The following is a 25,845-nucleotide window of genomic DNA, read 5'->3' as shown; positions in this document are numbered from 1 at the left end:
TCACGCCGCCTTTCCGAACAGGCCCGCAGGCTTGATGAGGAGCACGATGGCCATGACCACGAAGATCACGGTGCTGGAGGCTTCGGGGTAGAAGACCTTGGTCAGGCCTTCGAGCAGGCCCAGGCCGAAGCCGGTCACCACCGCACCCATGATCGAGCCCATGCCGCCGATGACCACCACCGCGAACACGATGATGATGAGGTTGGAGCCCATCAGCGGGCTGACCTGGTAGGCAGGGGCGGCCATGACGCCGGCGAAGGCGGCCAGCGCCACGCCGAAGCCGTAGGTGAGAGTGATGAGCAGCGGCACGTTGATGCCGAAGGCCTGCACCATGGTCGGGTTCTCGGTCGCGGCGCGCAGATAGGCGCCGAGCCGGGTCTTTTCGATGATCGCCCAGGTCGCGATGCAGACGGCAAGCGAGGCGATCAGGATCCAGGCCCGATAGGTGGGCAGGAACATGAAGCCCAGATTGGTGCCGCCCTGCAGCGCCGCCGGGATGGCATAGGGCTGACCCGAGATGCCGTAGAGCTGGCGGAAGAAGCCCTCGATCACCAGTGCGAGGCCGAAGGTAAGCAGCAGCCCGTAAAGATGATCGAGGTTATAGAGCCGGCGGATCAACAACCGTTCAAGCACCACGCCGAACAAACCGACGATGATGGGGGAGATGATCAGGGCGGCCCAGTACCCGATCCCGGCGTACTGCAGCACCAGCCACGCCACGAATGCGCCCATCATGTACTGGGCGCCGTGGGAGAAGTTGATGATGTTGAGCAGGCCGAAGATAAGGGCCAGGCCCAGGCTGAGCATGGCGTAGAAGGCGCCGTTGATCAGCCCGAGAAGCAGCTGGCCGAAGAGGACCTGCGGCGGAATGCCGATCAATTCCATCATGAAGGATGTGCCCCTCGTGTCGGCGTCGGATGTGATGGGTGACGGTTGTTCAAAGGCTGATCACTTCGCGACCAGCGGGCATTCGCCCTTGTCCATCGGACGGAAGGCCTGGTCGCCCGGGATGGTGGCGAGCAGCTTGTAATAGTCGTAGGGGCCCTTCGACTCCGCCGGCGACTTGATCTGCATCAGATACATGTCGTGGACCATGCGGCCGTCCTCGCGGATGGTGCCGCCCTTGGCGAAGAAGTCGTTGACCGGGGTCTTCTTCATCTGATCGACCACGGTCTTGCCGTCATCCGACTTGGTCGCTTCGACCGCCTTCAGATAGTGCATGACCGAGGAATAGATGCCGGCCTGGACCATGGTCGGCATCTTGCCGCCATTGCGCTCGCCGAACCGCTTGGCGAAGGCGCGGGTCTCGTCGTTCAGATCCCAGTAGAAGCCGGTGGTGAGCACCAGGCCCTGCGAGACTTCAAGGCCGAGCGAGTGCACGTCGGACAGGAAGACCAGCAGCGAGGCCAGCTTCTGGCCGCCCTGGGTGATGCCGAATTCGGCCGCCTGCTTGATCGAGTTGACGGTGTCGCCGCCGGCATTGGCCAGGCCGATCACGTCCGCGCCCGAGCCCTGAGCCTGGAGCAGGAAGGACGAGAAGTCGGTCGACGGGAAGGGCGAGCGCACGGTGCCCACGACTTCGCCGCCCGCGGCGGTGACGGCGTTGGAGGTGTCACGCTCCAGCGCGTGGCCGAAGGCATAGTCGGCGGTGATGAAGTACCACTTCTTGGCGCCCTGTTCGACCAGCGCGCGGCCGGTGCCGTTGGCGAGCGCATAGGTGTCGTAAGTCCAGTGGATGCCGGTCGGCGAGCAGGCCTTGCCGGTGAGGTCCGAGGTGGCCGCACCGTGGTCGATCATCACCTTGCCCTTTTCCTTGGCGATGTTCTGCACCGCCAGGGCCACGGACGAGGTGGGCACGTCGAAGATCGCATCGACGCCATCGCGGTCATACCACTGGTTCGCGATGTTGGAGCCGATATCGGGCTTGTTCTGGTGATCGGCCGAGACCAGCTCGATCTTGGCGCCGGCGACGGTGTCGCCGAAATCCTCGATCGCCATCCGGGCCGCATCCACGCCGCCGGGGCCCGACAGGTCGGTATAGATGCCCGACTGGTCGTTCAGCACGCCGATGCGCACCACATTGTCGGTGATCTCGGCCTGCGCTGCGCCGGCCGAGAAGGCGGCGACGACGGCGGCCGTGACGGCTGCGAGGGTCAACTTGAACGTCATGGCTTGAAAACTCCTCCCCTGAGGTCTTCTGCCTGAGGCGGTGATTACGTTCGCGGGACAGTTGAGGTCGGGTCACGTGCAACCGGTCCGGCCCGGCCGGCATCGGTCCTGGAACCGGCCGGGCGCGGGCGCGAACGCCGCGTGCGGACTCTTGGCGGGAGACAGGGCCCCGATCGGACCGGCGGACCTTCTGAATGGGTCCGTCACGTTCCGGAGGCGCGCCGCCGCGACCTTCTCTGGCCCGACGCCACAAGCGTGACGCCGAGAGTCGTGCCGGGACAGGCCCGGCCCCGGCGCCGGTCAGACGCCGAGATACTGCTTGAGCTTGTCCTGGCTGGTCGCGATGTCGTCAGCGGTCAGCATGTCGACCACATGACCTTCCTCGACCACATAATGCCGATCCGCAACCGTCGAGGCGAAATGAAAGTTCTGCTCCACCAGAACGATGGTGAAGCCTTTCGCCTTCAGGGCGCGGATGATCTCGCCGATCTGCTGCACGATGACCGGCGCCAGACCTTCGGTCGGCTCGTCGAGCAGCAGCAGATTGGCGCCGGTGCGCAGGATGCGAGCGATGGCGAGCATCTGCTGCTCACCACCCGAAAGCTTGGTGCCCTGGCTGCTGCCGCGCTCTTTCAGGCGCGGGAACAGGCCGAAGACCTCCTCCACCGACATGCCGCCCTGTTTGATCACCGGCGGCAGCATCAGGTTCTCGATCACGTCGAGGCTGGAGAAGATCGCGCGCTCTTCCGGGCAGAAAGCGATGCCGGCGCGGGCGATCTGGTTCGAGGACATGCCGATGGTCGCGCGGCCCTCGAAGGTGATGCTGCCCTTGCGGCTGCGCACGATGCCCATGATGCATTTGAGCGTCGTGGTCTTGCCGGCGCCGTTGCGGCCGAGCAGGGTGACCACCTCGCCCGGATTGACGTCGACATTGATGCCGTGCAGCACGTGGCTCTCGCCGTACCAGGCGTTGAGATCGCGGACGGTGAGAAGGGGGGCGGCCGACGTGGCGGCCATCTTGCGGGCGGGCTCAGCCATGACCGGTTCCCATATAGGCCTGAACGACTTCGGGGTTCTCGGACACCTCGGCATAGGTGCCCTGGGCCAGGATCGCACCGCGCTGAAGCACGGTGATCGTGTCCGACAGGTTCGCCACGACCTTGAGATTGTGCTCCACCATCAGCACCGTCCGGCCCTTAGCCACGCGCTTGATCAGCTCGGCGATGCGGCCCACGTCTTCGTGCGCCATGCCCGCCATCGGCTCGTCCAGCAGCAGAACCTTGGGCTCCAGCGCCAGCGTGGTCGCGATTTCGAGCGCACGCTTGCGGCCATAGGGCAGCTCGGCGGTGATGGCCTCGCCATAGCCTTCCAGGCCGACATCCGACAGCAGCTCGTCCGCACGATCGTGCAGGCCGTTCAGCACCCGGTCGGAGCGCCAGAAATGGAAGGAGTTGCCGAGTTTGTGCTGCAGGGCGATCCGCACGTTCTCGCGCACCGTCAGATGCGGGAAGACGGCGGAAATCTGGAACGACCGCACCATGCCCCGGCGCGCGATCGCGGCCGGCTGCTCGCTGGTGATATCCTGGCCGTCATAGAGAATCTGACCCGAGGTGGGGATCAGGAACTTGGTGATCAGGTTGAAGCAGGTGGTCTTACCTGCCCCGTTCGGACCGATCAGGGCGTGGATGGTTCCGCGCCGCACCTGAAGGTCGACATTGCTGACCGCCGTGAAGCCCTTGAACTCCTTGGTCAGTCCCTTCGTCTCGATGATGATGTCCTGAGCCATGCATCTGTAAGCGTCCACGCCCACATGCGGCACGGCAACGCCATCGCGCAGACCTTCGGCCTGCGTGTGCGTGCACGACCCCGTGTGTTCACGGACGGCTCACTCCTCCCCTAGATGAGCGCGCGTTGACCGGGTGTTTCGGGAGACAGCGTCCGGTCGCAGCGAGGATCGGGTCCCTGTGTTCTTTTTGTAATTATATTTTATGTCGCAAGTCTTATCGGAATTCCGCAAGGCGGTCAAGGCGTCCGCGTTCCACGATTTGCGCCCCCGGGGGAGGTTGGCGCCTCCTGCGTGAACGCGGACGCCACGCATCAAACCCGAGGTGGTGTGATGCGGTTCCGGAGCCGCCCGATGCCGTCGATTTCCAGTTCGACGACGTCACCCGGATCAAGGAGTTGGCCGGTTTCGATGCCGCAGCCATTGCCGACCGTGCCCGAGCCGATGAATTCACCGGCATGCAGGGTCTCATCCCGCGAAATATGGGCGAGAATCCGGTCGAACCGGTGCTGCATGGAGGCGCTGGAGCCCTCGCCCCGCAGCTCGCCATTGACGCGCACCCGCATGCCGAGGGCGTAGGGATCGGTCATCTCGTCGGCGGTGACGATCCAGGGACCGATGATGTTGCCGGTGTCGAAATCCTTGCCCTTCGCCGGCCCCAGACTGCCCTGCATTTCGGTGAACTGGGTGTCGCGGGCGGTCATGTCGTTGAAGATCGTATAGCCGAAGATGTGGTCATGCGCGGTCGCGGCCGGGATGTCGCGGCCGCCTTTGGCGAGCACGATCCCCAGTTCGAGTTCGTAATCCATCAGCTTCGAATGGCTTGGCCAGCGCACCGGCTGTTCATGGCCGATGACGCTGAACCGGTTCGCCTTGTAATAGATCGGCTGCTCGTACCAGACCTGCGGCACGGTGACGGGCGGCAGGCCCAGCGCCTCGGGCGTGGTGCCCTTCAGCCCGGCCAGCAGGCGACGGCCGCCTTCCATGGCCTGGATCAGATGGGTTTCGAAGACCAGGCAGTCGCGCATCTGGCGCGGCCGGGGCAGGGGGCTGCGGAACGAGATCGCATCGAGCGCGACCACTGCGCCCGCCGCCGCGCCGCCGCGCTCGGCTTCGGCGAGCAGCTCGGCCGCGCGGCCGAGCCCGTCGGCGCCGGCATCGATCAGGGCGAGCATCGAGGCGGCAAACCCGGCATCGGCGCCCATGCGGGCGGTGGCTGCGGTGGTGAGGTCGAGCACGCGACCGCCATCGGCCATCAGCGCGCCGATGCGGCGGGCCTCGCCCGGCGCGGTTTCAAAGGCGCCGGCGCCCGGCACGAAGGTGAGCAGTTTCATCGGCAGGATCCGTGAAGAATGGGGAGGAGGGGATGGAGCGGGGCGGCGGGATCAGTCGTCGAAGATCGCCACCGCCCGGGTCCAGCCCGCCGAGGCGCCGCGGATCTTCACGGGGAAACAGGCGACGGTGAAGCCGGTGGCCGGCACGGATTCCAGGTTGTGCAGCTTCTCCAGATGGCAGTAGCCGATGTCGCGGCCGGCGCGATGGCCTTCCCAGATCAGCCCGGCATCACCGGTTTCCAGATATTTCTCGCGGGTATGGGTGAAGGGGGCGTCCCAGCTCCAGGCATCGGTGCCGGTGACCCGCACGCCGCGCTCCAGCAGATAGAGCGTCGCCTCGCGGCCCATGCCGCAACCGGCATCGACATAGTCGTCCTGGCCGTAGCGGCTGCCGGCGCGGGGGTTGACCATCACGATGTCGAAGGGCTGAAGCGTGTGGCCGATGCGGGCCAGTTCGGCCTCGACCTCGGCGGCGGTGACGACATGGCCGTCGGGCAGATGGCGGAAATCCAGCTTCACGCCCGGGCGGAAGCACCAGTCCAGCGGCACCTCGTCGATGGTGATCGCCCGCTCGCCCTTGTTCATGGTCGAGGCGAAGTGATAGGGCGCATCCAGATGCGTGCCGTTATGGGTGATCAGGTTCACCTGCTCCACCGCCCAGCCCTCGCCGTCGGGCAGATCCTCGGGCTTCAGCCCGGGAAAGAAGGCGGTGATCTGCGCGGGCGTCTGCTCGTGGTTCATATAAGTGATCTTGGGCTCGAAGCCGGGCGGATCCGAGCGGACCCCGTTCTCCAGCATGATCGACAGATCGACGAAGCGGCGGGCCATGGATGTCATCCTCCTCAGGGATCATGGGGTCCGCTTATGCGGCGAACCTCTGGTTGCCGGCATCATAGCGCGGCGCTTCATCGATCCTGCATAAAAAAATCGAAATTTCGAGTCAGAACGATGTATGATGGTCTGAGATCGATTTTGCGGCGCAATATCGTGTCGCAGCAAAACATCCGCTCAGAACACGCCCCTGAAGAGCTGCCCCGAACACCCCTCGCCACTCAGCCGGAGGCCGCCCATGGCCGATACCCTGCCCGACCTGCCGGAGGATGCCCTGCTGCCCGACGGCGCGCGTGCCGCGACCCTGTCGCTGGAGGCGCTGGAGCGCATCCGTCAGGACATCGTGGCAGGCGCCCTCAAGCCCGACACCAAGCTGCATCTGGGCAGCATGCGTGCCCGCTATGGCGTGGGGTTGAGCCCGCTGCGCGAGGCGCTGTCGCGGCTGGCGGCCGACGGGCTGGTCTCGTTCTCGGGTCAGCGCGGCTTTCGGGTGGCGCCGGTCAGCCGGGCGGATCTCGTCGACATCACCCGGTCGCGGCAGATCATCGAGGGGGCGGCACTGCGGCTCGCCATCGCCTGCGGCGGCGACGACTGGGAGGCGGAGATCGTCACCAGCCACCATTTGCTGCGCCGGGCGACCGAGCGCCATCTGGGGGCGGGCGACGATGCCGGCTGGGCCGCCTGGGAAGAGCGGCATCGCGCCTTCCATGCGGCCCTGGTCTCCGCCTGTCCGCTCAATGCGCTCAAGGGCTTCCGGGCGTTGCTTTACGACAAGGCCGAACGCTATCGGCGGCTGATGCTTGCCGGCCCCTTCCGGGCGGAAGAGGTGTCGGCCGAACACGACCTGTTGAGGGATGCGGTGCTCGCCCGCGATCCCGACCGGGCGGTGGGGGTGCTGGAAGAACACATCGCCATCACCGCCGACCTGCTCGATGCCGAACTTGTGCGCATGGAGGCATCGGGCAGCTGATCCTGTTCCACCACCCGCCGGCGCCGGCACCGATCGCGGCCTTCAGGATGCCGTGGCGACCGAGCCCACCGGAGACGGCGGCCTCTGCAATGACGGGCTCCTCCTGGGAGGAAACGACAGATGACCATTACCGCTCCGGCCCGCGGCCTTCGCCGCGGCCTGACGGCAGCGCTGGCTGTCATGGGGCTCGGTGCCCTGGTGCTGCCGGTGGCACCGGCCACCGCCGCCGAAACCATCCCGATCACGGTGACGGCCGGCCATCCGCCGGCCTTCCTCTGGGTCAAGACCCTGAGCGAGACCTTCATCCCCGGCGTCAACAAGCGCCTGAAGGATGGCGGCGATCAGTATCGCATCGAGTGGACCGAGGCCTATGGCGGCACTGTCGCCAAGATCGGCAGCGAGCTTGAGGCGATCGAAGAGGGCATCTCGGATATGGGCTTCGTCGGCACGCTGTTCGAAGCTGCCAAGATGCCCCTGCACAACGTCACCTATATGGTGCCGTTCACCACCGACAACCTGTTCCTGGTGACCCAGACCGTCACGGCCGTGTCGAAGCGCGTGCCCGAGATGGACCAGGAATGGAGCCGCTACGGCCAGATTCCGCTCGCCGGTGCCTCGCTCGACAGCTATCACCTGTTCACCAACTTCCCGGTCAAGTCGATCGACGATCTGAAGGGCCGCAAGATCGCCGCCCCCGGCCCGGCGGCGAACTGGCTGAAGGGCACCGGCGCGGTCGCCGTCGCCGGCAATCTGCAGACCTATTACAACGACATCAAGACCGGGGTGTACGAGGGCACGCTGACCTTCGCGACCGCCGCCGCGGCGGCCAAGCTGCACGAGGTGGCGCCCTATATCACCAAGGTCAATATCGGCGCCCAGTTCGCCGGTGCGATCAGCATCAATGCCGATGTCTGGGCCGATCTGCCCCAGCCGGTGAAGGATGCCATGACCGCCGAGGCGGCGATCTATGCCGACACCTTCGCCAAGGCCCAGGTCGCGCGGGTGAACGCCTCGTTCAAGACCATGCAGGATGGTGGTGCCACCATCACCGAACTCTCGCCGGCCGAGCGCAAGCGCTGGGCGGATGCCCTGCCCAATGTTTCGAAGGAATGGGCGGCGGAACTTGAAGCCAAGGGCGTTCCGGCAAAGGCGGTGGTCCAGGGCTATCTGGATGGCCTGCGTGCGGCCGGCGTTCAGCTGCCGCGCAACTGGGACCGCGAGTGATGGCAGGACCCGGCATGAGCGGGCCGGGGCGGGTGGAGACGCCCGCCGCGGCGCCGCGCACCGGGCCGCTCGGCCGGGTCGCGGCCCTTGCCAGCGCCGTCGGCACCGCCTGGATCCTGGTGATGATGGTGCTGGTCAATGCCGACGTCCTGGGCCGTGCGGCCTTTGCCGCACCGCTCAGGGGCGTGCCCGAATTCGTCGGGCTCTCCATCGTCGGCATCGTCTTCCTCCAGGCGGGCCACGCGCTCGCCTCGGGGCGCTTCACCCGGTCCGATGCGCTGCTCGACCGGCTGGCGGCAGCCCGGCCGCGAGCGGCGGCGGCGCTGGATGTCGTTCATCATCTGGCGGGCGCCGCCTTCTTCGCCATCCTCGCCTGGGCGCTCTGGCCCCGGCTGCTGCGGGCGATCGAAGCCGGCGACTATGTCGGCGCTGCGGGAGACTTCACCCTGCCGGTCTGGCCGATCCGGGCGCTGATGATCGCGGGCTCCGTGCTGGTCATCGGCCTTTATCTGATCCTCGCGGCCGCGGCCGCACGCCGTGTCGCAGGGGGGCGGTCATGACCGGTCTCGAAATCGGCCTGCTGTCGATCCTGGCGCTGCTGCTGTTGATCTGGGCGGGCATGCATGTCTCGGTCGCCCTCGGTCTGGTGTCGCTGCTGGCGATCTGGGAAGTCCGCGGCCGCTGGTCGGTCGCCGCCGCCGCCATCGCCCAGGCGGCGCTGGATTCGATCGACAGCTATGTCTTCGGCGTGGTGCCGCTTTTCGTGCTGATGGGCTATCTGGTCGGCGTCTCGGATCTGGGGCGCGATGCCTTCCGTCTGGCCGATCGGGTGGTCGGCCGGCTGCGCGGTGGCATGGGGGTGGCGACCGTCGGCGCCAATGCCGCCTTCGCCGCGGTCACCGGCATCTCGATCGCCTCGGCCGCGGTCTTCACCAAGGTGGCGGTGCCCGAGATGATGCGCCTCGGCTATCTGCCGCGCTTTGCGGTGGGCGTCGTGGCGGGCTCGTCGGTGCTCGGCATGCTTATCCCGCCCAGCCTGCTGCTGATCCTCTATGCCGTCGTCGCCGAACAGTCGGTGGGCGACATGTTCCTGGCCGGCATCGGCCCGGGGCTGCTGATGGCGCTGGTCTTCGGTATCTATATCGTGCTGCTCGCCCGCTTCCGCCCCGACCGGGTGCAGCCGCTGGCGGCGGCCCAGGCCGCAGCCGCCGCCCGCCGCGACCGTCCCGGCAATGTCTTCGCCGAAGGCGCGCCCCTGGTCGGGTTGATCGCCCTGGTGCTGGGCGGCATCTATGGCGGGCTCTTCACTCCCACCGAGGCCGGTGCGGTGGGCGCTGCCGGCGCGTTGCTGGTCGCGGTCGCCCGCAAGCGGCTGGATGCCCGGGGGTTCTGGAAGGTGCTGGTGGAGACCGGCCATGTCACGGCCTCGATCTCGCTGCTGATCATCGCGGCCTCGCTCTACAGCCGCATGCTGGCGCTGACCGGCGTGCCCGAGGCGATGGGCGCGCTCTTCGCCGATGCCGGGCTCGGCCCGGTGGGCTTCCTGGTGGTCTATGTCGCCATCGCGGTTCTGCTCGGCACCATCCTCGATTCCAGTTCCATCCTGCTGATCCTGGTGCCGCTGGCCCTGCCGGTGGTCGACGGCTTCGGCATGAACCTGGTCTGGTTCGGCGTGGTGACGGTGATCGCCGTCGAGGTGGGGCTGCTGACCCCGCCTCTCGGCCTCTCGGTCTTCGTCATCCGCTCCACGCTCGATGACCCGCGCATCACGCTGGGCGACGTCTTCGCCGGCGCCTTGCCCTTCGCCATGCTGATGCTGCTGGTAATCCTGCTGATCAGCCTGATGCCGGCAATCGCGATCGCGCCGGTCGGGTGGTGATGCCACCCGCGCGGCAGTGCGGACCTCACCCCTCTGGGGTGAGGTCCAGCCGCCGCGGGAAGCGTTCGGCCACGGCGGGCGGGGTGAGCGGCAGTTTCAGATAGTCGCCCCCGCGCCAGAGCGGCACCTGATCGGCGAAGGTGCTGGAGCCGAGCCAGCCGTCCTGGCCGCCCAGCAGCACGAACCAGTTGGCGTCCGGATCGCCCATGTCCGAGACATGGCGGGACTGGGCGCCATAGCGGGCGGCGTGCAGCTCTTCCACCAGATCATGGGCGGTCTTCATCGGCGTCTCACGCGATCCGCCGACCGGCCAGTCGCCATAGGTGAAGAAGCTGCCGATCACCGGTGCCTGGCCCAGCAGATGCGACAGGCGTAGCCGGTGCATGTCGCCCCAGGCGGGATAGTCGTCCAGCGCCGCATCTGCGGCGGCGAGGCCGTCCTCCAGAATCCGGCGGCGTTCGGCTTCGGGCAGGGCCGCCAGATCGGCCGCCAGATAGCGGTTGAGCTGGGTCCAGCTGGAGGCGAAGGCAAAGCGGCCGTCGCTCGCCTCGGCCCCGCCATAGACCCCCGCCGCCACGCGTGAGAGCAGCACTTCGAAGGCGACCGGTGCCGCGGCATCGGCGGCATAGGCGCCGTCCCAGCCGGTGATCAGCTCCAGGCTGCGGTGATTTCCGGCGACGCCGGCATCCCGCGCGGCTGCGGCCAGCATCGCCGCCAGCGCCTCGGCGAAATCCGAGGTCACGTCCTGCTGCAGCCGCTTCAGATCGTCGACCGACACCGGCGCGGTGTCGCGCACCACGCTCTGCAGGCGCCGCACCCGTTCATCGGCCGAGAAGAACAGCCCGATCGGCACCAGCCGGTCGCTATCGGTCGGCCGGTTGTTGGCGCTGGCCAGGAACCCTGCCGCGGGGTCGCGGGCCGCCGGCAGTTCGCCGGCATCGACGAAGCGCGCCCAGTCGCGATCCGGGTCGCCGGCGCGCGCCACCAGATCCTGGGGGATGCCGTCGGGCCGGACCGGCAGCCGGGCCGCCAGCACCTGGCCGACATGGCCGTCGGTGTCCACCCACAGCATGTTCTGCGCCGAAACCGCATAGCGGCCGGCAAAGGCCGCCCGGAATTCCTCGCCGGTGCGGGCGCGCATGGCGCCGAGCAGGGCGCCGATCTCGTCGGAGACGTCATGGCCCAGCCAGCGCAGCGCGATCGCCTCGCCCGGGCGCGACGGGATCATCTCGCTGTCTGACACGACCGGGCCATAGGGCGAGACGCGGACGGTCACGGTCTTATCGAACCAGAAGCGGGTGCGGATGGTGTGGGTCTCGGTCCGGAAGGCATCGGCGGGCAGGGCCGACACATCGTACAGCTCGCTCGACAGCGCCCGCATATTGGTGCCGCCCCAGGCGAGCCAGGGGCTGCGGCCGACGGCGACGAAGGGCAGCCCCGGCGGCATCATGCCCACCGCCTGATAGGAGGGGGAGCGCATGCCCGCCAGCAGCCAGAAATTCGGCAGGCTCATGCCCAGATGCGGGTCGTTGGCGATGATCGCCGATCCGCTTTCGGTCATCTGCCCCGAGACCGCCACCGAATTCGATCCGGTGCGCGACAGCCCGGCGAGTTCGGTCAGCAGCCGTTCCAGCCGCGCATGGGTCTCGTTGGCGGGAAAGCTGACCACGCTGCCATGGCCGGCATCTGTGGCGCGGGCCCAGGTTTCGCGCCAGCGCGGATCCTGCGGGCCGTTGCGGGCGCGCTCGCGCAGCAGCCCGGCCCAGGCCAGCCAGTTGATGTCGGTGCCGGCCAGCCGGCCGATGGTCAGGACGTCTTCCACCGTCCAGGGTTCGGCCCGGATGCCCAGCAGGCCGAATTCCGGCGGCCAGGGGCCACCGGCCCGGGCCAGGCGGTCCTGATAGTCGTTCAGCCCCTTCACGAAGGCCTCGACCCAGATGCGGGTCTCGGGCGAAAGCGCGCGGGCGGTCGCGGCCGAGCCGCGGCCGAAGCCCAGGATGCGCAGGGCATGGTCGATGTCGTTGGCGACCGGCCCGCCCATTTCCGACAGCCGGCCCTGCGATACCCGCTTCATCAGGCTGATCTGCGCCAGGCGCAGATGGGCATGGACCAGACCCAGCGTGTAGGCGAGGTCACGATCGGTTTCCGCCTCGATGAACGGCACCTGTTCGTCCGACCAGCGCAGCGTGACCGGCCGTTCCAGGTCGAGCCCGGTGGTCGGGAAGGCGGCGATGCGCTGATCGACCGTGACCGGCTTGGGGTCGAGCGCCGCGCAGCCCGGCAGGATCAGGGCCGCCAGGGCCGCAAAAGTGCGGGCGCGCCTGCCGGCGGGCCGGCGGAACGGCCGGCGGCGGCGGGCAGGGGCGGTCGATCGATCGGTCATGCGCGGGCTCCGGCCTGGTCGGACAGCGACGGGATGATGGACGAGAGAGGGGGGGTGGGGCGGTCCATCCTGCACCAGGAGATGAGGCAGGATGGTGACGATCGGCACACCCCGAACCGTCTCACTCAACTTACGCCGTCATCGGGGGCCCGGATCAGCGCGCCGGCCATATATCAACGCTTCTGATACTGGGCGGCACCGAACAGGGTCTGGAAGGCCTTGGGGTCGGTGGCGCTGCCGCTGCGCAGCTCCTTGCCGACGTCCAGCCCTTTGGAGACCGCGGGCCGTGCCTTCATGGTCTCGTACCAGCGTTTCAGATGCGGGCGCTCGTCGAAAGACTGGCCCTGGCGCTCATGCGGCACGATCCAGGGGAAGATCGCGATGTCGGCGATGGAATACTCGTCGCCCGCTACCCATTCGGTTTCCGAGAGCCGCTTGTCCAGCACGTTGTAAAGCCGGCCTGCCTCGTTGGTGTAGCGGTCGATGGCGTACTGGATCTTCTCGGGCGCGTACTGGCGGAAATGATGCGCCTGGCCCAGCATTGGCCCGACGCCGCCCATCTGGAACATCAGCCACTCCAGCACGGCATAGCGGCCGCGGGGGTCGGCCGGCATCAACCGGCCGGTCTTCTCGGCCAGATAGATCAGGATCGCCCCGGATTCGAAGATGGAGATCGGCCGGCCTTCCGGACCCTCGGGATCGATGATCGCCGGCATCTTGTTGTTCGGGCTGAATTTCAGGAAGTCGGGCTGGAACTGGTCGCCGACACCGATGTTGACCGGCCTGACCGTATAGGGCAGGCCCAGTTCCTCAAGCGCGATGGAGATCTTCCATCCATTGGGGGTCGGCCAGTAGAACAGGTCGATCGGGCTGGTCATGCGATCCTCGCGAGAATTCGATGGAACTGCAGGGGGAGATGAGGTGCGCCAAGCCTGCGACAAGCAGCCGTCCGGCACAACAGCGTTGACCGAAGACGGCGCATCGGCAACCCTCGAACCCAAGCATGGCCGCCCGGAAAGACACCTGAATGACCCTGGACCAGATCCTGATCAGTGCGCTGCTCGTCATCGCGCTGGTCCTGTTCGTGCTCGGGCGGCCGCGCTACGACCTCGTAGCCCTGGGCACGCTGCTGACAGGCGTGGTGCTGGGGCTGGTCCCGGCCAAAGAGGCCTTCTCGGGCTTCGGCCATGACGCGGTGATCACCGTCGCCGCCGTGCTGGCGATCAGCAGGGCGCTGGCCCTGACCGGGGCGCTGGAACCGCTCACCGGGCTGGTGCGCAAGGCCTCGGCCAACACGGTCACCCATATCCTGGTTCTCTGCGGCATCGGCGCGGTGATCTCGGCCTTCATGAACAATGTGGGCGCGCTTGCCCTGCTGATGCCGATCGCCATCCAGAGCACCACCAAGGCCGGGCGGTCGCCGGCCGGCGTGCTGATGCCGCTCGCCTTCTCCACGGTGCTGGGCGGCATGGTCACGCTGATCGGCACGCCCCCCAACGTCATCGTCTCGGGCTTTCGCGCCCAGGCGATGGGGGAACCCTATCATCTGCTCGATTTCGCCTGGGTCGGTCTGCCGGCGGCGCTGGCGGGGCTGGTCTATATGGCGGTGCTCGGCTGGCGGCTGATCCCGGGCGACCGGCTGGGCAAGGGGGCGGTCGCCGATCTGATGGATGTCGGTGCCTATATGACCGAACTGACGGTCAAGCCCGGCTCCAGCCTGATCGACCGGACGGTGGGCGAGGCCGAGGCATCCTGGACGGACAGCGATCTGACGGTGGTGGGGCTGATCCGCGACGACCGGCGGATTTTCGGCGCCATGGCCCGGCAGAAGATTTCAACCGGCGATGTGCTGCTGGTCCGCGGCGAAAGCGAGGCGATCACCCGTCGCGCCCGGGCGGCGGGGCTGGATTTCGCCGCCTCGGAACGCCCCTCGGCCGAACATCTTCAGTCCCAGGATGTCGTGATGGCCGAAGTGGTGGTGGGTGTCGGCTCGCCGCTGATCGGCCGCCATGCGGGCGAGCTGGGCCTGCGCGAGACCTATGGCATCAACCTGCTGGCGCTGTCGCGTGAAGGCGCCGCCATCCGCTCCCGTCTCGGACGGGTGCGGATGCAGATCGGCGACGTGCTGCTGCTGCAGGGCGATTCCCGCCGGCTTCAGGCGGTGATGGCCGATCTGCGCTGCCTGCCGCTGGTGGAACGCGACATCATCAAGCACGACCAGCGCCGGGGCCGGATCGCGCTCGGCCTGTTCGGCGCCGGCATTGCGCTCGCCGCCTCGGGCCTGCTGCCCGCGGCGGTCGCCTTCGCCATGGTCGTGCTGGGGCTGGTGGTGACCAATGCCCTGCCGGTGCGCGAACTCTATACCGGTATCGAATGGCCGGTGATCGTGCTGCTGGGCGCGATGATCCCACTGGGGGCGGCGCTGGAAAGCACGGGCGTGACCGGGCTGATCGCCGACGGCATCGTCGGTCTCGGCGGCGACGTGCCGGTCTGGGTTCTGCTCGCCGCCCTGCTGGTCGTGACCATGACGCTGTCCGACATTCTGAACAATGCCGCGACCGCGGTGATCATGGCGCCGATTTCGATCGCGGTCGCCCAGGGCATCGACGTCTCGCCCGATCCCTTCCTGATGGCGGTGGCGATCGGCGCGTCTTCGTCTTTCCTCACCCCCATCGGGCACCAGAACAACGCCCTGGTCATGGGCCCGGGCGGTTATCATTTCGGCGATTACTGGCGGGTCGGCCTGCCGCTGGAGATCGTTGTCGCGGCGGTCTCGGTGCCGCTGCTGCTTCTGTTCTGGCCGCTCTGAGGACCGCTTTCCCGTCATGACCCGCAAGCCTGCCGACGCCGCCCGTGCCAATCCTGCACGCGCGATCGCCTTTCATCCGGGCGACACGCCCGATGGCGGGGCGGTCTCGCTCGCGCTTGCCGAACTGCGCCGGCCGGTGGTCGATCTGGCGCCGGCCGATCCGGTGATCGACCCGGCGGTCGCGGCCTTCATGGGCGACTGCCCCATGGCCTTCCGGCCGCCGGTGGTGGCGATCGCAGGCGGCGCGCCGATCGTCGGTGCGGCGGCGATCCTGGCGGCCCTGGCCGCGGCGGAGCCGTCGAAGCTGCTGCCGCGGCGCCCGGCCGAGCGGGCGGTGGCCGAACACTGGTCGGCCTGGATCGAGACCGATCTGGTGCCGCCGATGATGGCGTCGATCGCACTCCGCCGCCTGGCGCCCCGCCATCTGCCCGAGGCGATCGAGCAGGCCCGCCAGGTGCTGAAGGACCGGGTGGCCCGGGTCGAGGCGGCGCTCGAAGACGGGCCGACCCTGGCAGGGCGCTGGTCGGTCGCCGACATGCGGCTGATGGCCTGGCTGCACCGTGCCGACTGGGTTGGGCTGGGCCTGGGCTCGCGCCCGGCGCTCGGCGCCTTTGCCGACCGTGCCTATGCAAAGCCGCGGATCGTTCTGGCGCTGGCTGCAACGAAACGGCCCCCCGTGATCGTGGATCACGAGGGGCGCGAGGGGCGGGGGGCGTGACCGTCGGCGGTCAGCCCTTAAGGTTGCGCCGCGGGTCGGGCTGGGGATGGGCCTCGGCCCAGTCCTTGACTGCGGCCTGAAGCGCCGGGTCGGGCTGGTCGGGCAGCACGATCTTCAGATGCACGTACAGATCGCCCGCGCCGCTGCGTGCCGGCACGCCCTTGCTCTTCAGCCGTAGCTTGCGGCCGCTGCTGCTGCCGGCCGGCACGGTGATCCGGGCCTGGCCGTCCAGGGTCGGCACGTCGACCTTGGCCCCCAGCACCGCTTCGGCGAGCGTGACCGGCAGGTCCAGATGGATGTCGTTGCCCTCGCGCCGGAAGGTCGGATGGGGGGCCACCTCCAGACGCACGATCAGGTCGCCGCCGCCCTGGCCCTTGCCGCGCAGGCGCAGCTTCGTGCCGTCGGTGGCGCCGGCGGGGATCTTCAGATCCAGCTCACCGGCCCCGCTCAGCGAAATCCGCCGGGTGGCGCCCAGCGCCGCCTCGGTGAAGCTGACCGTGATCCGCGCTTCCGTGTCGGGCACGCTGCCGCCCATACCGGGACCACCCCTTCCGGTGCCACCCATGCCGGCACCTCCCATGTCCGAAAAACCACCGGCGCGCGGCCCGCGCCCGCCCAGGATTTCCTCGAACAGGTCGGCGAAGCCGCCGCCGAAGCCGCCATTGCGGCCGTCGAAATGGGTCTCGAAGCCGCTGAACCCGGCATTACGCCCACCGCCGAAGCCGCCGGCTCCGAACCCGCCGCCACCGAAACCGGCGGCAACGCGCTCGCGGCCTTCCTCGTCGATCTCGCCCGCGTCATAGCGCTTGCGCTGCGCCGGGTCGCCCAGGATGTGCCAGGCGGCGCTGATCTGTTTGAATTTCTCTTCGGCCGCCTTGTCACCCGGGCGGCTGTCCGGGTGATATTTCTTGGCCAGTTTGCGATAGGCGGATTTGATCTCGGCATCACTCGCGGTCGACGCGACGCCCAGACGGTCGTACAGGATCCGGCTCACCGCTCGATGCTCCTCATGCTCTCTCGTGTCAAAGCCATGCGTGCGTGCCGGCGGGCTGCATCCCCTGCCGGGTGCCCCTGGCGGGGCCTCCCGGTGAACGGGCGGTGCCGCGCGGCCAGCCGCCGGACGGATCTGTCCGCACGGTATGGCGCGCGTCGCCTGCCGGCGCGAGCTGTCGCCTGATATTTAGGCATTCGGGGCCGGCTGCGCAATCTGGTGCCGCGGGAATGTTTGCGACCTCGTCAGGCCACGGGGGCGGGCAGCACCCGCCAGACCGTGGTCCGGCGCTGGGGTTTGTCCTCGATCTCGATCACCGTCGGCACGTCGATCACCGCCAGCGCCTCCACCCCGTCGCGCGGGGCGTAGGCACGGGCGGGGTCGCCCAGCAGCACCAGAACGCCATCACCGGCCAGCGCCCGCAGCCAGGCGAAAACCCGTTCCGCCATCGGCTTTTCGTAGCAGACATCGCCCGCCATCACGACCTCGGGCCTGCCCGGCGGCGGCAGCTGCCCGACCAGATCTTCGGTCAGCGTGGCGATCTCGGCGCCGTTGATGCGGGCATTCAGCCGCGCCGCCGCCGTGGCGAAGGGGTCGATGTCGACCGCATCGACCCGTGCCGCGCCGGCAAGGGCGGCCGCGATCGCAGCAACCCCGCCGCCGGTCGCGAAATCCATCACCCGCCGGCCGCGCACCAGCTCGGGCCGGTCCAGCACCAGCCGGGCCACGGCCTGGCCGCCGGCCCAGGCGAAGGCCCAGAAGGGCGGCGGCAGGCCGGCCTCGGCCAGCCGGGTCTCGGTCGCCTCCCAAAGCGGCGTCACCTCGCTTGCCAGATGCAGGCGGATTTCGGGCAGCAGCGGCGGTGCTGCGGCAAGCGTGGCACCGGCCACGAAGGCTTCGGCATCGGCGGCAGAGAGGCTCGATCGGTGGCGGTCGTCGGTCATGCGCGGCTGTCCTCTATCTGATCGATGCGGATACGCAGGTCGCGGATCAGATCGACCGCCTGCGGCAGATGGGGGGCTTCCATCTCCAGGATTGCACGAAACAGTCGGCATTTCGCCTGCACCGGATCGGGGGGCGTTGCGACACCGGCCCTGGTCGCGGCATCGACCAGCAGGTCGACCATGCGCTCCGCCCCATGCAGCCGGCCCCACAGATAGTCGTTCTCGCGCCAGGCCCGGCTGAAAAAGGCGCCGAAATGCTGCATGCCGATACCTTTGAGGGTGGCGGCGGCTCCGCCCGGCTCCAGCAGCCGGGCGTCATCGGGGCTGATGCGTATCACGCCCACGGTCTGCGACGGGTCCTGCTCGGCGCCGTCCAGAAGTGGCAGTAGCAGCACGTCCAGCCAGGCGAAGCCGACATGGGCGGCGATCAGACGGCGGCGGTGGATGAGGCCGAACCCCTTGCCGGCATCCAGCGCCGCCAGCCGCGCGTCCAGCGCCCGGGTCGCGTCGATCAGCGCCAGCGTCTCCGCCACCTCGCCCGCCGCCTCTTCCGGCGTCAGGCCCGCAACCCCGGCCGCCGCCTCGCCGCCGCCGCCGGCGCTACGCTCGATCCGGGCGAGCAGGGCATAAAGATCGGCTTTCAGGCTGGCGAGGGCGTCGGGCGGCGGCGGGTTGTCGCCATCGGCGATCATGTTCACCACCCGCAGCAGGAAGCGCAGCCGCCGCCCCGCAAAGGCCGCGTCGAAGCGGCGAAGGAAGGCGACCGGCCCGTCGCGCTCGGCCAGGGCGCGCACGGCGGGGACCAGCTCGGCCCGTGCCGTGCCGGCAAGCGGTGCGGCATCATCGCCCGCCAGCCCCGAAATGCGGGCGATCAGCAGGGCCAGCGCCTCGATCTCGCGGCCGGTCTTGAGCCGCAGATAGGCGTCATAGGTGAAACCGGCATCGGCACGCGCGGCCTCGTGGCCGGCCTCGCGGGCGATCGCCACCGCCTCGGCGTCCGATCCGGCGTCCAGCGCCGGCCCTGCGACGTCATGGACCCGGGCCTCGATCCGCCGCCAGGTCCGGCTCAGCGCATCCTGAATCTCGATGGCGCGGCGGTTGCCTTCGGCGATGTGCTCCAGCTCGTCGCGGATCGGCTCGTGGCGGGGGATGTCGGTCATCGCCGCCTTCATCGCCCCCAGGAAGCCCGGTGCCCGCAGATGGCCGTTCTCCAGCGCCAGATGGTCGCGGGGATGCGGGTCGACATAGACCAGCCGCCGATCCACCGGCCGGGTTGCGGGATGGATCGGGATCCGCTCGATCGCCGCACCGAAGGGCTTGTTGTCGAGCACGGCCCCGTCGATCAGCCAGATCTTTTCAGGGTCCACCCCGCCGCGCGCCTGGGCCGCGAAGCAGCCGGCGACGAAGCGCTGCCGGTCGGGCCAGCCGAGGCCGCGGGCGGCGAGCGCCTCGTCGATTTCGGCCAGATGGGCGGGCGGAAAGGCGCCGGGGAAGGACGATGTCGCGCGCATGGCGAAGGCGAGCGCCGGCAGGCTGCCCGGGCCGAAATCATCGCGCCGCACGCCGCTGCCGTCCTGCAGATAGGCGAAACCCAGCCGGTGGCGGTGGTCGCGCTCGGTCACCCAGGGCGGGTCGCCCACCGCCACCCGGCGGGGATGGCCGTGGAAATCGGTGGCGGTGACGACCAGATCGAGCGGCACGCCCCGCGGCATCAGCGATGGCGCCGCACCGGCGGCGACCAGATGCGAATCGGCCGGGGTCTGGGCGGTCAGGGCATCGAAGAACCGGCCGGCGAGGCCCGGTCCGTCGAAAGGCGGTTCGAACCAGCGGGCCCGCAGGAAGCGCGAGAGCTTTTCGGCGAAATCGGCTTCCGCCGCGGCCGAGGGGCCGAGCGCCAGCCGGCGGGCGATCGGCAGCAGTGGTCGCAGCACCAGCTTGGAAAACGGGCCGGCGCGGTTGCGCTCGGCCGTCAGCGCATCGACATCGGCCCCGTCCAGCCAGAGCGCGCGCAGGGGCTCCAGCGTCAGGTCATGGGCAAGCGCGCGGGCGAGGGTGACGGCATTGACGCCGCCGGCGGAGGCGCCGGACAGGATGTCGATCACCACCCGGATCGGCCGGTCGCGGCCGATATCCGCCAGCAGCCCGGCATAGACCTGTTCGACCGGGTCGAGACGCCCCTCAGGCCGGCCGTGGCGGGCGGCGCCGACACGTTCCGACGCCCTGACCAGCCCGGCCAGTTCGCGGGTGACGCCATGAATATAGACGGCGAGCGAGATGCCGCCGAAGCAGACGACCGCCAGCCTGAGTTCGATCTCGCGCATTTCCCCCGGGTCCTTCCGGCGCCGTTCTGCCGCGGCGCTTGGCTCTGGCCTGCATCGTCGCGCAGTGCGAAAGGGGCGGCAAGCCCGGCGGTGACCGGCCCGGGACGGGATCGCCGGAATTTTTCAGGAATGTCCCGGGTTCTTGATACAGGTCAAAGCCGGCACCCACGCAAGGCGGCATCTTGTCTCTCGTGACCCACGTCTCCGGTCGCCGCCGGTCTACCGGACCACCGGCGCGGCCGACACTTCGGGGACCGCACCTTCTGGCTCGGTGCGGTCCCTTTTTTTATTTCACCATGACTCCAGCACCGAACTTCGCTGGACTACGCCACAGCCCGTTGTGGCAGGTTTATCAAGAACTTACGTGAGTTCATCCTATGCCGGTGCTTTCCGAAACTTGACCCGGCTTCCGTCCGCTTGGCTCCCAACAGGCTCCTGGAAACCGTGTCCTTCCGAGGAGTCATCATGGCCAAGATCAAACTCACCAAGTCCGCAGTCGATGCGGCACAACCCCAGGGGCAGCCCATCGAGCTGCGCGACACGCTTGTTCCCGGCTTCCTGTGCAAGATCACGCCGGCCGGTCGCAAGGTCTTCATGCTCCAGTACCGCACGAACGCCGGCGAGCGCCGCAAGCCCGCGCTGGGCCAGTACGGCGAACTGACCGTCGAACAGGCCCGCTCGCTGGCGCAAGAGTGGCTGGCCCAGGTGCGCCGGGGTGGCGATCCGGCAGCGGACAAGGCCGAGGCACGCACGGCGCCAACGGTCAAAGAGCTGTGCGCGAAGTTCATGGAGGACTACTCCAAGCAGCGCAACAAGCCCAGCACGCAGAAAGGCTACCAGAGCGTCATCGACCGCAACATCATCCCGATGATCGGCCGGCTGAAGGTTCGGGACGTGAAGCGCCCGGACATCGCCGGGATGATGAAGAAGATGGCCCACAAGCCCGCCGACGCGAACCGCACGTTCGGCGTCATGCGCCGGATGTTCAACCTGGCCGAAGTGTGGGGCTACCGTCCCGACGGCACGAACCCATGCCGCCATGTCCCGATGTACCCCAACGGCAAAGCCACTCACCTCATCAGCGACGAGGACATGGGGCGGATCTTCCGCCAGCTCGACAAGCTGGAGGCGGAGGGGCTGGAGAACTATGTCATTCCCCTGGCGATCCGCTTGCAGTTCGAGTTCGCCGGCCGCCGCTCCGAAATCGTCGGCCTGCAATGGGATTGGGTCGATCTGGAGAACCGGCGGGTGGTCTGGCCCGACAGCAAGACCGGCGGCATGTCGAAGCCCTTGAGCGAGGAAGCCCACCGGCTGCTCTCGACGGCACCACGGCGGGAAGACTGCCCCCACGTCCTGCCGTCGCCGAGCCATCCAGGGCAGCACCTGACCACGGGAGAGTATTACAACGGCTGGAGCCGCGTGCTCAAGGCGGCGGGTGCGACGCATGTGGGGACGCACGGCATCCGCCACCGCTCGGCCACCGACATTGCCAACTCCGGTATCCCGGTCAAGGTCGGCATGGCGCTGACCGCGCACAAGACCGTGGCGATGTTCATGCGTTACGTCCACACCGAGGATGACCCGGTGCGCCAGGCGGCGGAACTGGTGGCGAACCGGCGCAAGACGATTACGGGTGCGCGCCGCGCCGAGGAAGCGGTGGCATGAGCAAGAAGGTGCTTTCGGCGGCGGGGGTTCTCCCCGCCATGCCAATTCGCCAGACAGTGTCTGGCGAATCTTCCTCGGCACCGATGCCAAAGGGTGGCATCGGCGGTCATTCTGGTATAAAATTTTATACAGGCGGTGCATGATGGAGAAAGAGATTCGCTGGGTCGGGTCGGCCTACGACGACCTCTTGGCCTTTCCCGTCGAACCCCGCCGGCAGGCAGGGTTCCAGTTGGGCAAGGTCCAGGCAGGACTGGAGCCGGAGGACTGGAAGCCCTTCGATGAAGTGGGGGCCGGCACCCGTGAAATCCGCATCCGGGAAGCTAACGGTGCGTTCCGGGTGATGTATGTGGCCAAGTTCGAGGAAGCCGTGTACGTCCTGCACTGCTTCCAGAAGAAGACGCAGGCGACCAGCCAGCAGGACAAGCGCATCGCCGAGGCGCGCTATCGGGCCATCGTCAACGCGAGGAAAAGCAAGCCATGAAGATCGACACTGAAATCCGCCATGTGACCAAGCCGGGAGCGAATCTGTTCCTGGAACTAGGGTTCCCACCGGAGGAAGCCAAGCGGCTGCATCTGGCGTCGCAAAAGCAGATCAATGACACGAAGCAGCTCAAGGAACAGCTCATGGCCGAGTTGGCGGCGTGGATCGAGCAGCATCACTTGAAGCAGGCCGAAGCGGCGGAAATCCTGATGGTGTCTCGCCCGCGCGTGTCGGATGTGGTGAACAGGAAGACGACCAAGTTCACTATTGATACGCTGGTCGAGATGTTGAGCCGCATTGGCAAGCCCGTCCGGTTGGCTGTTGGCCAGTAGGTACATCGTCGCTACCCAGCAGAGGCTTTACGCATAGAAAAAACAATATTAGCGCCGCCTTGTCGTCGGTAGCGAAGGGATAAACAGAATGCATATTCAGCACGTCGAGATTGGTAACTTCCGAAAGCTCAAAGCAGTACGCATAGATTTCTCGGAACAGAAGACTGTCTTTGTGGGGGCGAACAACAGCGGTAAAACATCTGCGATGGTTGCGCTTCGGCGATTCTTGGTCGAGCCGTCTGAGTTCACTGTCAATGACCTGACTCTTTCTCATTGGACAAAGATCAATGCCTCCGCCGCGGCGTGGGAGGCGGCTGTCAATAACGGTGAAGCACTGCCCGAACTTGATTGGAGCGAGGTTCTCCCATTCTTGGACGTATGGCTCAATGTTCCCAACAACGAACTGCACTATGTCCAGAAATTGCTTCCTACTCTGGACTGGGCGGGAGGCCATCTCGGCGTTCGACTTCGCCTAGAACCTAAGGACAACGAAGGAATACAGCGAGAGTATTTGAAGGCAAGAACGGCAATCGCTGAGCTACTTGCGCAGCCGCTTGTCACGGCAGCCGCCTCCGCAGTTGTGGAGTCCGAAGGCGGTGCTGACGTAGTTGTGGAAACAGCATCGGCGTCGTCAGCCGCGCCTGCATTTACCTTCTCACTTTGGCCCCAGTCCATGATGGACTTCCTTGGTCGCCGCTTACGTAGCTTGTTCACGGTTCGTGCTTACCTTCTTGATCCGGCGGCACTCAAGAGCCCCCAAGGAGGCTTGGCAGTACCCCAGGTGTTGTCACCTGACAGTGATCCAGTCGATGGAGACCCATTCAAGGGCCTGATCTGTGTCGATGAGATAAGTGCGCAACGCGGCTTTGGGCATGCTGGTATCTCGCGTACATCCAGCGAGGACGGCCCCACCTACGATCCACAGGAAACACGCGGCGGGAAAAAGCTATCAGCGCAACTGCGCTCGTACTATCAACAGCATCTGGACCCGTATGACAAGCCGGAGCCTAGTGACTTGCAGGCATTGCAGGCGCTCCATGAGGCGGAAGCGGCTTTTGAAGCTCGGCTGACCGAGGGATTCGCCGCTGCACTGAAGGAGCTGGAGCATATCGGCTATCCGGGTGTCACAGATCCGAAGCTAACGATCACGACACGGATCAAGCCGACGGATGGCCTGAATCACGGATCAGCAGTCCAGTACGAAGTACCGACGCATCTGGCTGAACCGGCAAAGGGACACCGCTTGCCGGAAGACTCTAATGGCCTTGGATACCAGAATCTGGTTTCGATGGTGTTCGCGCTTATGAGCTTTCGCGACAGGTGGATGCGCGTCGGTAAGGCCGGCGGCACCACCACAGTGGAGGATGGTTTCGTTGCCCCCCTTCATCTCGTGCTTGTTGAAGAGCCTGAGGCACACCTGCACGCTCAGGTACAGCAGGTATTCATCAAGCAGGCTTATGCCGTACTTCGGAAGCATCCCCAATTGGGGGATGCTTCCGCCTTGAGAACCCAATTGGTTGTCAGCACACATTCCAGCCATCTCGCGCACGAGTGTGAGTTTGCATCCCTTCGGTATTTTCGCAGGCTACCGGCTCCTGCCGAAGCTGGTGCCGTGCCGGTAGCCTCCGTAGTTAACCTTTCAGAGGTTTTCGGTGGCCTCGACCCAACCGAGAAGTTCGTTACGCGCTATCTCAAAGCCACGCACTGCGACTTGTTCTTCGCAGATGGCGCTGTGCTTGTCGAAGGCCCCGCAGAACGAATCCTCGTACCGCATCTTGTTCGTGAGCGTTCAGATTACGAGTATCTGCGACGATGCTACATAACTTGGCTGGAGATCGGTGGAAGCCATGCGCACCGCCTTAAGCCGTTGTTGGAGCATCTCGGGCTTACCACCTTGATCGTGACTGACATTGATGCCAAGGACGGCACGTCGAGCGCAGCTTTACCCCCGAAGCGCAATAGCGGCCAGAAGGCGCGGAACGAAACATTGAAGTCGTGGATTCCTGCCGAAGACTCTCTGGACACATTGTTGGACAAGACTGCCGCCGACCTTACCAAGGCGGACCCCAGCGGATACGCGATACGGGTGGCTTATCAGCAACCTATCGCCCTGGGGTTCAAGTCGAATGATCCAGCCGAGGCATTGGCAAACACATTCGAGGACGCACTTCTCTATGAAAATACGGCACTGTTTGCCGATCTTGAGGGCCATGGACTCATTGCGAAATTTCGGGATGCTCTAGCGGACAGTGCAGATTTGGATGCTCTTGCCGCAGCAGTGCATAAAGCACTGAAGGCAGGGAACAAAGCAGAGTTTGCACTCGATCTTCTGTATAGCGAGAAGATAGAAGCGTTGAAGGTGCCTGCATACATCCATGATGGCCTTATCTGGCTTGCGGTGCAGTTGAAGCGTAAAGAACAGGATGTTATTGGCAAGACAAAGGTGGTCGCATGACTGCCGCCAGTATGATTAACAATGATATGGATAGCTCGGCTGATGAAGAGATCGCGGGCTGTCTTGACCTTAGTTCCCCTAAGAGCTTCTTCTTGTTCGCCGGCGCGGGTTCTGGCAAGACGCGCTCACTGGTCAAAGCGCTTGACCATGTCCGGCGGACGTTCGGCGAAACGCTTCGGTTTCGTGGTCAACGGGTTGGTGTCATCACATACACCAATGCCGCATGCGACGAGATCAACCGCCGTTTGGAGTTCGATAGCACAGTTGAAGTCTCGACGATTCACAGTTTTGCTTGGTCTCTCATCAGCGGACTGAACCATGACATTCGCGAGTGGCTGCGAACTAATCTTGCAGCAGAAATTGAGGAACTCAAAGCGCTTGAGGCCAAAGGTCGGAGCGGAACTAAGGCATCAGCAGAGCGAATCAGCAAGATCGCGTCAAAGGGAAAGCGGCTGGCTGAGAACGGCGGTGAGAAAGTCGACCACGGTAGCGGCGGGATAGTCCCGCTGCGGGCGGCGTAAAAGTCGTCCACTTTTCCCTTTTCTGCGTGGCGCAG

23 protein-coding genes are annotated in these 25,845 nt (G+C 66.6%); 12 read left to right on the top strand and 11 right to left on the bottom strand.

From position 1 onward, the window contains the following. The 6 genes from CMO28_RS01155 to CMO28_RS01130 all read right to left on the bottom strand — a co-directional run bounded on the left by CMO28_RS01155 (window position 1) and on the right by CMO28_RS01130 (window position 6,114). Window positions 1-888, bottom strand: a complete 888-nt coding sequence (locus CMO28_RS01155; RefSeq protein ID WP_296708367.1) for a branched-chain amino acid ABC transporter permease — start codon at window positions 886-888, stop codon at window positions 1-3. A gap of 60 nt (window positions 889-948) precedes the next feature. After that, complete coding sequence (locus tag CMO28_RS01150) at window positions 949-2,169, bottom strand: ABC transporter substrate-binding protein (protein ID WP_296708366.1); 1,221 nt, start codon at window positions 2,167-2,169, stop codon at window positions 949-951. Between the two features lie 300 nt (window positions 2,170-2,469). After that, a complete protein-coding gene (locus CMO28_RS01145; protein WP_296708363.1) occupies window positions 2,470-3,207 on the bottom strand; it encodes an ABC transporter ATP-binding protein in 738 nt (245 codons plus the stop codon). Continuing rightward, window positions 3,200-3,955, bottom strand: coding sequence for an ABC transporter ATP-binding protein (locus CMO28_RS01140; protein ID WP_062768487.1), 756 nt, complete (start codon window positions 3,953-3,955; stop codon window positions 3,200-3,202). The genes CMO28_RS01145 and CMO28_RS01140 overlap by 8 nt, the downstream gene beginning before the upstream one ends. 311 nt (window positions 3,956-4,266) lie before the next feature. Next, window positions 4,267-5,286, bottom strand: a complete 1,020-nt coding sequence (locus CMO28_RS01135; protein ID WP_296708355.1) for a fumarylacetoacetate hydrolase family protein — start codon at window positions 5,284-5,286, stop codon at window positions 4,267-4,269. Between the two features lie 51 nt (window positions 5,287-5,337). Further along, window positions 5,338-6,114, bottom strand: coding sequence for a cyclase family protein (locus tag CMO28_RS01130; RefSeq protein ID WP_296708352.1), 777 nt, complete (start codon window positions 6,112-6,114; stop codon window positions 5,338-5,340). Between the two features lie 241 nt (window positions 6,115-6,355). Here CMO28_RS01130 and CMO28_RS01125 point away from each other — a divergent pair, with 241 nt between their 5' ends. From CMO28_RS01125 to CMO28_RS01110, 4 genes are all read left to right on the top strand, one after another. Beyond that, window positions 6,356-7,087 (top strand): FCD domain-containing protein, encoded by a 732-nt coding sequence (locus CMO28_RS01125; RefSeq protein ID WP_062768495.1) that lies wholly within the window; start codon window positions 6,356-6,358, stop codon window positions 7,085-7,087. Between the two features lie 120 nt (window positions 7,088-7,207). Continuing rightward, entirely contained in the window at window positions 7,208-8,311 is a 1,104-nt protein-coding gene (locus CMO28_RS01120; protein ID WP_296708346.1) for a C4-dicarboxylate TRAP transporter substrate-binding protein, read from the top strand. Further along, the gene (locus CMO28_RS01115; protein WP_296708344.1) at window positions 8,311-8,871 is read left to right on the top strand and encodes a TRAP transporter small permease subunit; all 561 of its coding nucleotides are present in this window, start codon (window positions 8,311-8,313) and stop codon (window positions 8,869-8,871) included. The genes CMO28_RS01120 and CMO28_RS01115 overlap by 1 nt, the downstream gene beginning before the upstream one ends. Beyond that, the gene (locus CMO28_RS01110) at window positions 8,868-10,190 is read left to right on the top strand and encodes a TRAP transporter large permease (RefSeq protein WP_296708341.1); all 1,323 of its coding nucleotides are present in this window, start codon (window positions 8,868-8,870) and stop codon (window positions 10,188-10,190) included. Before CMO28_RS01115 ends, CMO28_RS01110 begins: the two co-directional genes overlap by 4 nt. Window positions 10,191-10,215: 25 nt before the next feature. Here the strand turns inward: CMO28_RS01110 and CMO28_RS01105 are convergent, their stop codons facing one another. Together CMO28_RS01105 and CMO28_RS01100 are read right to left on the bottom strand one after the other, a co-directional pair. Then, window positions 10,216-12,573, bottom strand: a complete 2,358-nt coding sequence (locus tag CMO28_RS01105; protein WP_296708338.1) for a penicillin acylase family protein — start codon at window positions 12,571-12,573, stop codon at window positions 10,216-10,218. 173 nt (window positions 12,574-12,746) lie between these two features. After that, window positions 12,747-13,451, bottom strand: a complete 705-nt coding sequence (locus CMO28_RS01100; protein WP_296708335.1) for a glutathione S-transferase family protein — start codon at window positions 13,449-13,451, stop codon at window positions 12,747-12,749. Between the two features lie 149 nt (window positions 13,452-13,600). Between CMO28_RS01100 and CMO28_RS01095 the strand changes: the two genes are divergently transcribed. Both CMO28_RS01095 and CMO28_RS01090 read left to right on the top strand, forming a co-directional pair. Then, on the top strand, window positions 13,601-15,382 hold the full coding sequence (locus CMO28_RS01095) for an SLC13 family permease (protein WP_296708333.1): 1,782 nt from the start codon (window positions 13,601-13,603) through the stop codon (window positions 15,380-15,382). Window positions 15,383-15,398: 16 nt separating this feature from the next. Next, window positions 15,399-16,100, top strand: a complete 702-nt coding sequence (locus tag CMO28_RS01090) for a glutathione S-transferase family protein (protein WP_296708331.1) — start codon at window positions 15,399-15,401, stop codon at window positions 16,098-16,100. A gap of 10 nt (window positions 16,101-16,110) precedes the next feature. On the opposite strand, the gene CMO28_RS01085 is transcribed toward CMO28_RS01090, so the two are convergent. The 3 genes from CMO28_RS01085 to CMO28_RS01075 all read right to left on the bottom strand — a co-directional run bounded on the left by CMO28_RS01085 (window position 16,111) and on the right by CMO28_RS01075 (window position 20,356). Continuing rightward, entirely contained in the window at window positions 16,111-17,094 is a 984-nt protein-coding gene (locus tag CMO28_RS01085; protein ID WP_296708328.1) for a J domain-containing protein, read from the bottom strand. Between the two features lie 242 nt (window positions 17,095-17,336). Beyond that, window positions 17,337-18,035 carry a class I SAM-dependent methyltransferase gene (locus tag CMO28_RS01080; RefSeq protein WP_296708324.1) on the bottom strand — a complete coding sequence of 233 codons (699 nt, stop codon included), beginning with the start codon at window positions 18,033-18,035 and terminating at the stop codon, window positions 17,337-17,339. Further along, on the bottom strand, window positions 18,032-20,356 hold the full coding sequence (locus tag CMO28_RS01075) for a patatin-like protein (RefSeq protein WP_296708321.1): 2,325 nt from the start codon (window positions 20,354-20,356) through the stop codon (window positions 18,032-18,034). Before CMO28_RS01075 ends, CMO28_RS01080 begins: the two co-directional genes overlap by 4 nt. 465 nt (window positions 20,357-20,821) lie before the next feature. Between CMO28_RS01075 and CMO28_RS01070 the strand changes: the two genes are divergently transcribed. The 6 genes from CMO28_RS01070 to CMO28_RS01045 all read left to right on the top strand — a co-directional run bounded on the left by CMO28_RS01070 (window position 20,822) and on the right by CMO28_RS01045 (window position 25,810). After that, entirely contained in the window at window positions 20,822-22,021 is a 1,200-nt protein-coding gene (locus CMO28_RS01070) for a tyrosine-type recombinase/integrase (RefSeq protein WP_132985806.1), read from the top strand. Further along, on the top strand, window positions 22,018-22,164 hold the full coding sequence (locus tag CMO28_RS01065; protein ID WP_165942347.1) for a hypothetical protein: 147 nt from the start codon (window positions 22,018-22,020) through the stop codon (window positions 22,162-22,164). The genes CMO28_RS01070 and CMO28_RS01065 overlap by 4 nt, the downstream gene beginning before the upstream one ends. Further along, the gene (locus CMO28_RS01060; protein ID WP_057684961.1) at window positions 22,164-22,502 is read left to right on the top strand and encodes a type II toxin-antitoxin system RelE/ParE family toxin; all 339 of its coding nucleotides are present in this window, start codon (window positions 22,164-22,166) and stop codon (window positions 22,500-22,502) included. Before CMO28_RS01065 ends, CMO28_RS01060 begins: the two co-directional genes overlap by 1 nt. After that, on the top strand, window positions 22,499-22,834 hold the full coding sequence (locus CMO28_RS01055) for a helix-turn-helix domain-containing protein (protein WP_132985807.1): 336 nt from the start codon (window positions 22,499-22,501) through the stop codon (window positions 22,832-22,834). The genes CMO28_RS01060 and CMO28_RS01055 overlap by 4 nt, the downstream gene beginning before the upstream one ends. Window positions 22,835-22,922: 88 nt before the next feature. After that, window positions 22,923-25,289: an AAA family ATPase gene (locus CMO28_RS01050; RefSeq protein ID WP_132985808.1), complete on the top strand. Its 2,367-nt coding sequence runs from the start codon at window positions 22,923-22,925 to the stop codon at window positions 25,287-25,289. Beyond that, complete coding sequence (locus CMO28_RS01045; protein ID WP_296708305.1) at window positions 25,286-25,810, top strand: UvrD-helicase domain-containing protein; 525 nt, start codon at window positions 25,286-25,288, stop codon at window positions 25,808-25,810. Before CMO28_RS01050 ends, CMO28_RS01045 begins: the two co-directional genes overlap by 4 nt. Window positions 25,811-25,845: the final 35 nt, after the last annotated feature.

It is taken from the genome of Tistrella sp., assembly GCF_002684955.1.
Lineage (GTDB): Bacteria > Pseudomonadota > Alphaproteobacteria > Tistrellales > Tistrellaceae > Tistrella > Tistrella mobilis.
This window is presented reverse-complemented; position numbering and strand designations above follow the sequence as displayed.

Coding starts and splice junctions, on each gene's coding strand:
- CMO28_RS01155 (WP_296708367.1), bottom strand. CDS start 888: ATGATGGAATTGATCGGCATTCCGCCGCAGGTCCTCTTCGGCCAGCTG.
- CMO28_RS01150 (WP_296708366.1), bottom strand. CDS start 2,169: ATGACGTTCAAGTTGACCCTCGCAGCCGTCACGGCCGCCGTCGTCGCC.
- CMO28_RS01145 (WP_296708363.1), bottom strand. CDS start 3,207: ATGGCTGAGCCCGCCCGCAAGATGGCCGCCACGTCGGCCGCCCCCCTT.
- CMO28_RS01140 (WP_062768487.1), bottom strand. CDS start 3,955: ATGGCTCAGGACATCATCATCGAGACGAAGGGACTGACCAAGGAGTTC.
- CMO28_RS01135 (WP_296708355.1), bottom strand. CDS start 5,286: ATGAAACTGCTCACCTTCGTGCCGGGCGCCGGCGCCTTTGAAACCGCG.
- CMO28_RS01130 (WP_296708352.1), bottom strand. CDS start 6,114: ATGGCCCGCCGCTTCGTCGATCTGTCGATCATGCTGGAGAACGGGGTC.
- CMO28_RS01125 (WP_062768495.1), top strand. CDS start 6,356: ATGGCCGATACCCTGCCCGACCTGCCGGAGGATGCCCTGCTGCCCGAC.
- CMO28_RS01120 (WP_296708346.1), top strand. CDS start 7,208: ATGACCATTACCGCTCCGGCCCGCGGCCTTCGCCGCGGCCTGACGGCA.
- CMO28_RS01115 (WP_296708344.1), top strand. CDS start 8,311: ATGGCAGGACCCGGCATGAGCGGGCCGGGGCGGGTGGAGACGCCCGCC.
- CMO28_RS01110 (WP_296708341.1), top strand. CDS start 8,868: ATGACCGGTCTCGAAATCGGCCTGCTGTCGATCCTGGCGCTGCTGCTG.
- CMO28_RS01105 (WP_296708338.1), bottom strand. CDS start 12,573: ATGACCGATCGATCGACCGCCCCTGCCCGCCGCCGCCGGCCGTTCCGC.
- CMO28_RS01100 (WP_296708335.1), bottom strand. CDS start 13,451: ATGACCAGCCCGATCGACCTGTTCTACTGGCCGACCCCCAATGGATGG.
- CMO28_RS01095 (WP_296708333.1), top strand. CDS start 13,601: ATGACCCTGGACCAGATCCTGATCAGTGCGCTGCTCGTCATCGCGCTG.
- CMO28_RS01090 (WP_296708331.1), top strand. CDS start 15,399: ATGACCCGCAAGCCTGCCGACGCCGCCCGTGCCAATCCTGCACGCGCG.
- CMO28_RS01080 (WP_296708324.1), bottom strand. CDS start 18,035: ATGACCGACGACCGCCACCGATCGAGCCTCTCTGCCGCCGATGCCGAA.
- CMO28_RS01075 (WP_296708321.1), bottom strand. CDS start 20,356: ATGCGCGAGATCGAACTCAGGCTGGCGGTCGTCTGCTTCGGCGGCATC.
- CMO28_RS01070 (WP_132985806.1), top strand. CDS start 20,822: ATGGCCAAGATCAAACTCACCAAGTCCGCAGTCGATGCGGCACAACCC.
- CMO28_RS01065 (WP_165942347.1), top strand. CDS start 22,018: ATGAGCAAGAAGGTGCTTTCGGCGGCGGGGGTTCTCCCCGCCATGCCA.
- CMO28_RS01060 (WP_057684961.1), top strand. CDS start 22,164: ATGGAGAAAGAGATTCGCTGGGTCGGGTCGGCCTACGACGACCTCTTG.
- CMO28_RS01055 (WP_132985807.1), top strand. CDS start 22,499: ATGAAGATCGACACTGAAATCCGCCATGTGACCAAGCCGGGAGCGAAT.
- CMO28_RS01050 (WP_132985808.1), top strand. CDS start 22,923: ATGCATATTCAGCACGTCGAGATTGGTAACTTCCGAAAGCTCAAAGCA.
- CMO28_RS01045 (WP_296708305.1), top strand. CDS start 25,286: ATGACTGCCGCCAGTATGATTAACAATGATATGGATAGCTCGGCTGAT.